We start from the raw sequence: 12,058 nt of genomic DNA on the forward strand, positions 1-12,058 counted from the left end.
TTAGTTGTTATCTAGTTTTGTGGCAGCAGTGCGCTGCCACAGTTTAAACGTTACTGCTGTATGGTTAAATAAAGTGCATCAAAATAGCTATCATTGTCTGAGCCGTGATTGCGTTTACCCGTTAATACAAAATCAACAAAGGCGGTATCAACGGGCAATGTTATTTGACCTGTAGCACTTTGCCATTGCGCACTTTGTGTTGTGAGCGCAGGGCTATGTTCTATTAGCTCGCCAGCGTGGTTAAATAGTGAGAGCTGGATAGATGGGGTATCTTTTCCACTGTAGTTGCGTAACATGCCGCCAAAATTAAGCTGTATTGCACCGTGCGTTATTTGCGAACTGTAGCTTTGTAAATCAACACGTTGATAAACGCTTCCTTGTGCCGTTTCACCTTGGCATACTCCGCCTATGGCAAAAAACTGTTCACCTTGAAAGGGCACAACTGAATCACATTGGTCTGCTTTTAGAGATTCAATGGGGCCTGCACCACTCCAACCATCTATCCCTGTCTCTGCACTTGGGTTTTGCAACAAATTACCTGATGGCACGACTTGTTGAGTAATATGCTCAATAGGTGCGTTGCTTGGTCCCCGGTTATTGATAGTAGGGCAGTTTGATGTTTCAGTTTGTATTTGAAGGTTGAGTGAGTCGAAGTAGCTATCGTTGTCGGTGCCATTTCTGCGTGTGCCAGTGAGCACAAAATCAATATAACGAGTTTGAGGGGGTATTAATGCATTACCGGTAAATGCTTGCCAGCTGGAGTTGGCACCATTGAGTGGTGCGCTGGTTGTGAGTGTTTGTAATTGCACATCTTTAAATTCAAGTTTGATAGCTGGTGTATCGCTGCCGTTAAAGTTACGCATAAAAGCTGAGTAATGCGCTTTTATTCCACCTTGGTCGATAAGCGTTGCGTAGTTATGCACATCAATGCGCTGAAATGCTTGACCAAAGTCTTGCTCATTGTTGCAAATACCGCCTACAGCAAATAGATGTCGTCCATCGTGTGGTGAGACCGAATCACATTGGCCATCAGTAAGACTTTCTATGGGGCCAGTGCCTTGCCAGTGGGTAACCGCTTGTTCTGCTCCTGGGTTGAGAAGCAAATTATCACTGAGTTGTGTTGAGCTTGAAGTGGTAAAGGCAATGGGAGATGACCACTGACTCCACGCTAAAGCTCGATCACGCATACGTACTCTTACACAATATTGCTGGTTTTTTACTAAACCTTGTAAAGCCACTTTGTTAGGTGCTTTACCTGCTTGGGTGTCTTGTTCATTCCAAATGTTTTTATGCTGATACCAGTGATCAAATAAGGGCGTTGAAAAATCATCACACTGCCCACTTACTTGCCAGTGTGCTGCACCAAATAAATCTAAGTCAGCATCGGCAAACAAGGTAGCAGTAGCTGTGTTGCAACTGGCATTGATTGCCCCTGCTTGAGGCCATAAAACCTCAGGTGTGTATGGGGCGGTATTATTTAATTTCACTTTTAAAGTGTCGCGTATCACATTATTTAGTGGCGTATTTTCATCACCCAATGAGATGCGTTTAATTTCAAATGCTGGATCGTCACCCGCTTCTACATCTACGACAACAAAGCCATATTCATCTTGGCTGACGGCAAATTCGGTGTAGTCGGTTTGAGCATATTCGTCGAAATAATCTAGATTGCCGCCAGCGGACGCTACATTAACCATGGCATGTTTATGATCTCGGCTGGTGCCTCGCGAATAGGCATGCGTATGGCCAAAAAAGTGAATACTTGGTTTGTTACACGAGCTTGAGAACTGCTCAATTTTAGCAACAATTTTACCACTATAATCGGTTTCGCCTGCTAACCACATTTCTGATTTATGAGGGTGGTGCATTTGAGCAAATACAAAATCAATATCGGTGTTGCTACAGGTTTGGGTTAGTACATTATCTAGCCATTGCAGCTGCTCATCAATGCGGTAGTTAGAGTTGGTATCTAAAGAGATCACACGAATGTTTGAATGATCTTTAAACCACCAATGTTCTAGATAGTTAGGAGAACCATTTTTGGGTAAGTTGAAGTAATTAAAAAAATAACGCGAATCGTTTTCATGGTTTCCTGGTGCTGGGTAGGTGGGTACATGGCGGGCAAGCGGTGCGATAGGGTTAAAAAAAGTATTTTTCCAACTATTGTAATGATTGCCGTTATCAACCAAGTCACCAGGGATCAACGTCATGTTCAGCCCTTCATGTAAACTGACGCCAAGCGTATTTTCAACGTACGGGATCACGCCAGTATTTATCACATCTCTAAATTTATTTGGGTTTGATGAGTCTTGTTGCATATCACTCATTGCTAAAATACGCGCACTTTTCTCTTGTGACGCAAGTGGTGGCGTTTTAAAACTATGAATGTCGCTCATTACATCATGTGTTTTAACGCGATAAAAATAAACCGTATCGGGTGTTAAATTGGTTAATTGCACTTCATGGATGCGACTGAGTATATGACCTGTTTTACTTTGCCCTGTACTTTGTTGCCCTAAATTCCTAGTGGTGCCCCAGTGTACGATGGACTCTTCGCCACCACTTGTTTCCCAGCTGATCCAAATACTTGAAGGGGTTGCGGTTTGTAAGTAGGGGGTGACATGAAATGAATGAGCCATGGCTGAAGGCTGTGTGAATAATGCTGCGCTTAATACGCCAGCTGCAAATAGTGCGTACCTCATCGTTGTTTCCTTGATTCGTAAAAGTGATTCGTAAAAGTGCGCAATACTGACAGAGAAAGATTAAACAATGATGTATGCGGTGTTAATTTTATGTTTCTTATCAGAGGGTTTAACAGTGGCAAGGTTGAAAACCTTACCACTAAAGCGAATCAGCGAATTAAAGCATTTCGACTTCAATTTCAATCCATGCTTGTGCAGTGCCTTCAGTACCGCCTTTACGAATAGGCGTTATTTTAAAACCACCCCAATGATCGGTATAACTTTTACCAATCACTAATTCTGAATCAGTTTGGTCATCACCCCACCAACCGGGTGTTTTTGAACCTGGGGTCATATCTAACAAATAAGACGTTGTTTTCCAAAAACGCGCATCTTGCTCATTTTCAAAATAGCCTTGTAGGTTGATGAGTACGCCATTTTTAGTATTTGTATAACGGCTGTGCGTTGTACGGTATTCTAGCCAGTAAGTATAGCTACCATTGCCTGATTTTAGTTTTAATCCAATATTGCCATTGCTATTACTGCCGTGATCAAAGGCATAAATACGATAGATACCAGATGCATTGATTAGTGGAACATCCGAAGCACTTAACCAACCAAAATACTCTTTGTACAGTAAGTTGTATTCTTGTAGTGAGTGAGCACCCATACCCATCATGCTGTATACATTACCGTAATTAAGGCTTTCAGAGTCATAATTGCCAACACCAATTACTTTACCAGGACCTGCTTCTAACGCTTTTGCATGACGCAGTCCCAAAGCATGGCCTAACTCATGCGCAATAACACCAGCTGTATGGTGGTATAAAGTAATGTTTGGTGGTGCTGCGCTTGAATTATAGTTTCCAACCTGAGGTGCAACCATCATGACAACATTGCCCGCACCGGGATCATCAGGATTAACACCAAGCTCGCTTACTTTAGATTTCCACAATGCAGTCCAACCATGAAAGTCGTTATCATACTGACTTTTAGGGGCATTTATTTTTATGACAGGCGTTGTAATATCGTAGGTCATATTAAACTTACCATACGATTGCTCACTGTAGTATTGTGCCGCCTTATCTAACTCCTGCTGCATGGTGGGCCATTCTAATGGTGTATCAGAGAATTCAAAGCGATATACTTTGATGTTGGCATAATCATATTGATAACCTCCTCCATCTGGCGGCGGCGGTGGTGTAGCTCCAGTCGTTTTACAACTATTTGCTCCGAAATCAACCACCAAAGATGCACCTGAGGCTTGACCAGATACTGTGATATATGTCCAGTATTGGTTCGGGTTGCTGATGATAATACATTCGTTATTATCAGGGTTTTTTGACGATGGATCACCACCATTGGTATTTGGCCAGCCACCATTTCTAGCGTATAAATCCAAATTACCGCTACCATAACCGGTGCTGATTGCAATACTATCGTGTTGGTTGGAGTTCGCAATACTCAAATAGCGAGTGCTTTGATCGAAGAGGCAGACAGTATCTCCATTTGTTAAGCTTCTTCCTCCATAGGGAGATTCAGTTTGACAGCTATCCTCAAGTTGTTGTGCTAGATTCGAGGACATATCGTTGATTGTGGGTGTATTAACCCCTTCTATATGCGCTATGTCTGGTTGCTGTGCATATGCAGCAAATGACCCGGTCATGAGCAACGTCGCGCAGCACAGATTACATGTTGTATTGTATGTATCCATTAGGTTTTCCTTACTAGTCTATGGGTGATGCCTTGTTTTGATTACTGCACTTATCTGTACGTAATTTAAACAAAGGCATATATTTATAGCACTTTACTAAAAAGATATACAATATACTTTATGTTGTTTTTTGATGTGTTGAATGGCTTTTTGGCTTTTATTGTTACGGGTTGTAAAGTGGTAGGGTGTTTTATAAGTCAGAGTTATTACTATATATACTTGAATAATTTACTTACTTTTTTTGAAATAGCAGCCGAGTGAAAAGTAACCCGACTGCTAGCCTAGTAGAATTTTTTTAACTTTTTATTTACTCTATACAGCTCGGAGCATTGATAAGCTCACCACTGTGACTGGCTAAGGCACTTTCCATTACCTCGGGATCAGACTCAACTTCAGATACCTTGATGTATGTTACAACGCGCTCCCTAGCTACCCCTCCTGATGTCATGACTTTTTTAAATTGCGAATAACCATCAATTTTAAAAGCGGTATTTCTTGGAAAAAGCACTTCAAATTGGTTTTTTGCAGGACCATACGCGGTGAAGTTCGTAGGCAAAAAGCGACCATTCACCCCTTCTATTTCGTAAAAAGCCAGATCATCAGCACTACCATAAAACTGCTCTGCTTTAGAGGAGTTCATAAAGTTTAGATTGCTAGAAGTTGACTGATAAGCTTTGTCGGCAACCACATCGCCCACTTTTATTTCTCCGCTAGTCAGCTTGCGACCTATGCCAAAGTCCCGAGTGTAGCGATAACTTGTGCCTGTATATCTAGGTAAATGCTTTAACCCAGTATCTAGGTTATTCATAAACATCTGAGTATCAGCAAGGTCCGCAACGAAGTCATCTGCAGCTGTAGGAATCCCTGTGCGGGCATAGTTATTAATTGCTGTAAAATCTCGTGTATAACGAGCAATGGCAGATTTAGATTGGTTAATCAGCCGACCAAAAAGTCTACTAGCCTCAGGGAATGAATTTTGGTATTCAGCTAATGTCGCAGCGGCAACACCAGACTCTTCGTAGGCAAGTACATCATTTATATATGCAAAATCGGCTGCGCTTTTGTCCACCACCGCGGTTGTATTGGTAAAACGTTCGAAAAGTGCAGTTTTAGCTTCTTCACTTAAATCTGACGCAAAAGTAAAAGGTTTTTCATCTATTACTTTTGTTTGCGTACCTGTTGCGCAGGCATTCGCTGAGCATAGTAGTAATAATGATGCTGTTAATAGGCTTTTAATCATTGTTGTTCTCCGGTTTAAATTGGGCAAAATGCGGCAAAGTCGATTTCCTCTACTGTTTCAGGTCCTAAAATAGCACTCTCTAAGCTTGCACCTTCTTCTTCTAATGAAGTAATGCCTTCCTCTGCAAAGCTGCTCATTGACATGCCTTCTTCTTCAAGCGCAGCGCTAAATGTGCTGGCCAAGTCCATGGCTCTAATTTCTTCTACCACCGGTAGTAAAATCATTAACCAGTCGGCAAATCCGCCAAAAAAGCCTTTACTGCCTTTTTGGGTAATAAAGTCGCTAATTGCTTCTTGGCGAATACGAGCTACTTTGTTTAAGTCAGCTTGCAGTTGCGGGTAGAAGCAGTTTTTTATTAACTCATAATCAAATCGACTGGTTGTACAGGCCGACGCTAATTGCCCATCAACATGTTGAAGAAGGTTTTTTGCGTATGCTCTGCGGACATAGTGCGCAGCTCTAATCATTGGGTCGTAACCTGCAGAACCAAATGCCCCGGGTAAATAGGCTTGTTGATATTGCGCAACTGCACGTTGCGCTGCAGCATACAATTTATCGCCGTTATGGCCATTGAGCTTGTAAAATTCGCGAGTTTGTCGGCTTGCTGCATCTTTTGCTTCTTCGGATTCACGCAATGTTGTGCCAGCTGCACGGCTTCCATAACCGTAAACATCTAATCCTAGCGTTGCATACGCCCACAAAGCGGGTACTTCTGCGCGATGAAACAAGCGCCAATTTTCTACCTCTTGCCAGTCTGGATCTGGATTTTTAACGGTAGGAATAGGGTAGTTGCCAGCACCATATTGTCGGTCAGCAATATTGTCAAAGCGGGTAAACTGTACGATGTATTTCGCACTCTCGGACACCTTACCAAACCCTGAATGAGCCAAAAATGTACCGCTAAAGTATCCATCTATGATGTCGCGAGTGAGGGTATTGGTTAGTGTAACGCCCGCTTTTTGTGTTTCTATGGGTTTATTTATGTATGGGGTTATCGTTTTTAAGTAAATTGTTTTACCCAAACTTTCTTGTTTGGATAAGTTTTCTATGTTTTCGTTATTAGCTCTGTGCGCTTGTAGTTTTTGCAAATAAGCACCAACAGCGTTTATCCACACGTTGCCTCGGCTTTTTGGGTGCCCGCCAAGCTGTTGTGTAGCTTGCTGAGTATTAAACTGTAAAGCGTGGAACATTTTCACAAATTCAGGATAGTAAAGGTACATCGTTTTTTGGTCTGGCGTTAAATATTCCTTGAAATAAGTAAATATGTCTTTGGCTGATGCTTGCAAGTTGCCTTTAAAGCTATAAATATTAGTTCCTTGTAAGGTAGGTTCAGTATTAATGTTAAAGCGAGAATCTTCATACCAATTAGCTACTTTGTCAGCATCAGTGTCCTCTTTAAACGATACTTCAGCAACATTCAACATGGTTTGCGTTGTTGTTAAGTTTTCGTGCGGCTCATCAATGCGTAAGTTTTGCGAATAGTTTAAGTTACGAATATCAAAGCTACCTTCAAAATCTTTGCTGGCAGCATGTAAACCAATAGGTTGAGATAAAAATTCATATACAATATCAGCACTTAAATTGTGCATAACAGATAATGCATAATCAGGGTTGGCTTGACCGTATTTGCTATCTGCATCGTTCGGAGATAGATATAATCCAAAAGCAAAGGAGTCTGATACATCGTCTGTTACCCTTTTGGTACCAAGGACGGCAGAGTGCCAAGTACAATCAGCGATGAGTGATTGACCAGCTCCACGGTTCATAATGTTATGATCAAATGTATCAAGTAGTTTTGCGTTGCTATTTACGCCAACATGCAAAGCAACGCCTTGCGTTTTTTCGGGTTCTAGTAGGCCGTATAATTCAGGTGTTAAGCGATTTAAGTTGGCTTTTTCATAGCTTGAAATAACATCCCTTTGATTAAAGCTAATTGCTAGGCCAATATCTGTTTGAGTGGTATTGCGTGTAGGGCAAACGCGATAATCAAATTCAAAGCCAAACTCAGCATGCTCTAAAGGCGGTAAAAATACGCTGCGAGTGCTTGGTGCATTGGTTGTTGTGTTTAGTAACGAAAACTCACTAGGGTTTTGTTTGTTATCACGAGTAAGAGAGGGGGTCTTTGCTATGGGATCAGCACTAAAAGTGGCATCAATGCCTTCATAGCGAATATTACGAATCGCATAACTATTGCTTTGTTGGGATAAACCAGTGCTATTACTACCTGCAAAAAAAGTGACTGGATTAGAGTATATGTTGGCCACTTGCTCGTCAGTTAACTGTGTTTTGTCTAAAATGATGTGTTTGCCAATATTAAGCGAAAGCTGGTTGTCGGTATTAATATGTAAAGTAACGTCTTTAAATTGGCAATTTGTATATTGATAATCAGTCCAGATATAATTGCGAATATCGACGCTTGGGTTATGTCCCCATACGCCTATCATGCGACCAAAATAATCTCTAAAAAACACCTCGATACCATTGGCTTCTTCATTAAGTAGCGGGCCAATAGTTGAGTTAGGTTTAATTTCAAGGCTTGTGGGTGTTGGTGTACCCAGACGAATACCAAAAGAGGATACTTGCATAGATTGAGTGTTAGGTTTGCCATCGGCATTACAACTGTTGTATTCAAAAGCCAGTGTTGCGCCGTTTTGGTTAGGGGCTAGCTGGCGCTCAAATGATAAAATTGTTAATGCATCTTGGTTTGTCTCATTAATGAGCTGATATTCACCGTAACCATCTTTGTTACTATATGCAGGGTAGCCATCGAGCGTACTGGCCATGTAAGCTCGCGATTGTGATAGCGGGGTATCAGTGTTTACACTTTCCTCTTCGGGCGCCTTCTCATCAGGGCTACCGTCAGTGATATCTTCCGCTGATGTATATAAATGAAATTGGCGCTCGCCAGTATTACTGACACTAATGGTACGTCCAAACGCTGTAACATAATTTCCATTGTCCGCTTGTAACTCAACTAAATCACTCCCTTGCGAGATTACTTTAAAGGCAGAAGTACCATGAGGTGTCCAACCAGGTGTAATAGAAACGTACTGTTTGTCTTGGTAATATCGTTTTAAGTAACGTCCTGCATAGTCATATGTTGCATCTTGATGGATGCTTAGATTGAGAATACCGCGCTGAGCATCGACAACTTCAACGTTAAACTTGCACCAAGGGTTATAAAAACCTCTTGATGATACTGGCACGCCACGGTGATCAGGCACTGCAAGTGTTGCTAAATTACTGTCTCTGTCGTTCCCCAAACAAACAAAGTCACTGGGCTGCGCATTTTTGGGTTTAAGTACAATAGTATCACCAGTTTGTAATGATAATGCCGGTGATATAACAATTTCGTCGGCTCGCGTGTATTGGCTATATACACCAATGCTGAGCAATAATAAGCTCTGTGCAGTCAGCAAAAGCTGGCACTTTTGTTTATGCTTCATTTTAACCTCATAATTCGTGGAAAAAGCAATGTGGATGTGTTTGTTTTTTGTCAAATGCAGACGATTGGTATAAAAGTTGTACACCGTGTTGTCAGATAGCACATTATGCAAAATGCTCTAGCTGACAAGCACATCTAATATTTTGATTTATTAATACTTACCTCTTTTTTCTTGTGAAGAAAACAGGCACTTTTCTGTGTCTTGACGGCATCGTATGCTTGTTGATGTGAACAGGCATACCGCTGAATATCATTTGGCATGCTGTACAGCACATATATACATGAGCTAAACATAAGAAGAAGCAAAGCAATGCGTAGCAACTGATTATTGCGTTTCATTTCAACACCTAAAATTTTGATGTATATGGGAACTAGCAGCTCGCGCTTAGCGAGCTTGCGAGTTATCGTATAAGGGTTTAAGAGCACCGCTGGTAAGCGTTGTTCTCATTTGCTTAACTTGGCTTTTTGTGAATAGTTGTCTGTTACCACCCAAGGCTGTTTCACGCATGAAATTCAAGTGTATTAGCTGATTCGCACAGGGGGCATCTTGAGTTGTTATTACATCACAAGGCCGGGCTTTTGGACTGTCGACGACATAGCCTGGTAACCCAAGAAAGTGCCCAACTTGGTGGGTAAGCACAGTGTTTAATCGATCTCGTACAGGCTTTATTTGCTCGATTGATGTATTTTGTTTTGCAGGCTTTGCCAAAACGTTACTCTCATCTGTGTTAAACACACTGCTGTCGATAACAATGCCTATTGGGTTATTTGAGTCTGTTGGCATGTGGGTTGTTTTACCTAACTTAAGTCCTGTAATTGTTGTAAAGTCTCCAACCCATACATTAATGTAGCGTGATGTGTCCCATTCAGGTTTATTTGTGCTTAAAGGCTCAACGATGTCGCTGTGGGCAATGCGGTTAATGCCAGAAGTTGCTTCACCTGATGGCGTGGTTGAAGCTAAATAAAATTGTATGCCGGTATCTTGTGTCGCAATTGCTGATGTTGTACTGACTGTAGCTGTTTCATTGCCTAAACTTTCAGCCCGAAAATGCCTGTTTAGTTGTGAAAGTTGGGCATGTATTTGCGCATCGCTAATTACGGTTGTGGCATTGTCAAATGTGTGTACAACAACGGGTAATTTTATGAGCTCTTTTGAAGCTTCAGGCATTTGAAACTTAGATTCAAACGTTGCTGTAATATGACATGGTGCTTTAGCATTGCTTACATGCCAGTTATTTTGTGACTTTTTGGTCACGCCACACCCTGAAATACTTTTTATTTTATGGCCTGAACGTGCTTTTGAGTCAAATGAAAACGGACTCCCTTCTTGCACTGATTGAGGTAAATTAAGTAGTTCACCTAGCCCCGATACCGTACTTGTAATTGCAACATTGGCAATGTGCATTTTGTCTATAATAGTGATGGTACAATCTTGAGTTGCACCGTTGAGTGTAATTGTATTGTGTTGTTCACTTAACTTTGCACTACAACCAGAAATTTGTTCAATTTTGTAGCCAGGCATTGTATTGATAGTAAAAACACCAGACTGGTCTTTAGTAAGCGATAGACTTGTGGGGGTCACGCTAACCGCCTCCTTATTAAACTGTAAAGTGACGGCTGATACCGGAGCCGGTTTTACACTATTTGCTAGCTTTGGTTTATTTTCGCTGCTGCCAGAGCAGCCACCAAGTAAGCCAGTTATTAATACACTAACCAACGAAATATGTAATTTAGTCATGTTTGTTTCTCTTTCCATTAAATATGTTTGCGTATATATGTTTATACTCGAGCGTTTTTAGCAAAGTGAACTTGCCGTTCGCTTTTTGAGCTAAACTAGGGTTGCGGTCAACCTATCACTTAATGCAATAATGTATTCTTTTTTGTTCTTAATAATTGTTTGAATATATTTTTACAATGCGAATACGCATTTAATTGATTGAATATTAATAATATATTTTTAATTTTCCGTGGATATAGTTATTGCTGAATAAAAGTTGATAAATTTGATAACGGAAAAGATTGAAAAATTACCTATAACTTTTTACGTTAATTATTTACATGGTTAACATTTGATGGTTATTTATTATTGGTTTATGACTATCTGGTATGATCTCTTACTTGCTTTTTACGGTGATTTTTTGGGCCCTTTTATGCCACTTATGAAGGGCTAGGTGTTTATTGTTTGATTGATACGTATTAAGTGAGGGGTTTTGGGCAAGTGCAATTCAGGTATTGATACGCACCTAATATATGTTTATTCAAATTCTCCATTTAACATCAGGTTTGTATACGGGGTTTTGAAATAGTACATATGTAACAACTCACATTACTAATTACCTAATGATGCTGCTTCGTTCAATTTCAAGGCGCTTTTATGTAGTAATGGTAGCGCAGGTAAAGGGCTAAATAACTTTATTGGGCAAATTCGCTTATTCAGAGTTGAGTTTGTTTAATATCTGGCTCCTCCCCCGTAATTAAACACCGGATACAGGTTGAAGGTGACTAGCTCTCCATATCTGCAGATATGGCAGATTATACTTTACTTATTGGTTTACCTTTTATTGATGCACTAAACAATTCAACTGACTAATTTTTCTGGGTGAAAAAATCAAACTCGATTAGTTCTTTATGCATTTGTGTTGTATAGACGTCAAGTTTATGAACAAAAAAATTATAAATTAAATTTTCATAAAAATATAAAGCACTGATTGTTTTGAATATTTTTTAATTTAAGTTGCATTAAGATTTACTAAGGGTTATTCACAACGACTCTGTTTGCATAAGTGCTAGCCTGTTAACGTTTTGCGCACAAAGTTGCATTTTAGTGTGCAACCTTTGCAAAAACACATTCGAGTTTGTCACGTTCATTGTATATGCCCAGCTGATTAAGCATCACAGGCCGTTTGGGGCATATATTAAAGTGGGCTGACAAAAACGTTTTATCATTTAGGTTTGTAAATACAACAAAATATAATACA

At 40.5% G+C, this 12,058-nt stretch carries 5 protein-coding genes; all 5 read right to left on the minus strand.

Features of this window, described 5'->3' with window-relative positions; translation table 11 throughout:
- Positions 1 to 50 precede the first annotated feature (50 nt).
- Positions 51 to 2,702 (minus strand): purple acid phosphatase family protein, encoded by a 2,652-nt coding sequence (locus tag SANK73390_RS02760; protein ID WP_462763244.1) that lies wholly within the window; start codon positions 2,700 to 2,702, stop codon positions 51 to 53.
- Positions 2,703 to 2,859: 157 nt separating this feature from the next.
- On the minus strand, positions 2,860 to 4,395 hold the full coding sequence (locus SANK73390_RS02765; RefSeq protein WP_462763246.1) for a PPC domain-containing protein: 1,536 nt from the start codon (positions 4,393 to 4,395) through the stop codon (positions 2,860 to 2,862).
- 307 nt (positions 4,396 to 4,702) lie between these two features.
- Positions 4,703 to 5,635 carry an ADP-ribosyltransferase gene (locus SANK73390_RS02770; protein ID WP_462763248.1) on the minus strand — a complete coding sequence of 311 codons (933 nt, stop codon included), beginning with the start codon at positions 5,633 to 5,635 and terminating at the stop codon, positions 4,703 to 4,705.
- Positions 5,636 to 5,649: 14 nt separating this feature from the next.
- The gene (locus SANK73390_RS02775) at positions 5,650 to 9,081 is read right to left on the minus strand and encodes a hypothetical protein (protein WP_462763251.1); all 3,432 of its coding nucleotides are present in this window, start codon (positions 9,079 to 9,081) and stop codon (positions 5,650 to 5,652) included.
- A 384-nt stretch (positions 9,082 to 9,465) separates the two neighbouring features.
- Entirely contained in the window at positions 9,466 to 10,818 is a 1,353-nt protein-coding gene (locus tag SANK73390_RS02780) for a zinc metalloprotease (RefSeq protein ID WP_462763253.1), read from the minus strand.
- Between the last annotated feature and the right edge of the window lie 1,240 nt (positions 10,819 to 12,058).

Source organism: Pseudoalteromonas sp. SANK 73390 (assembly GCF_054966645.1).

Bases quoted from the DNA above. Each gene is read 5' to 3' on its own strand.
- SANK73390_RS02765 (WP_462763246.1), bottom strand. From the start codon at position 4,395: ATGGATACATACAATACAACATGTAATCTGTGCTGCGCGACGTTGCTC.
- SANK73390_RS02775 (WP_462763251.1), bottom strand. From the start codon at position 9,081: ATGAAGCATAAACAAAAGTGCCAGCTTTTGCTGACTGCACAGAGCTTA.
- SANK73390_RS02770 (WP_462763248.1), bottom strand. From the start codon at position 5,635: ATGATTAAAAGCCTATTAACAGCATCATTATTACTACTATGCTCAGCG.
- SANK73390_RS02760 (WP_462763244.1), bottom strand. From the start codon at position 2,702: ATGAGGTACGCACTATTTGCAGCTGGCGTATTAAGCGCAGCATTATTC.
- SANK73390_RS02780 (WP_462763253.1), bottom strand. From the start codon at position 10,818: ATGACTAAATTACATATTTCGTTGGTTAGTGTATTAATAACTGGCTTA.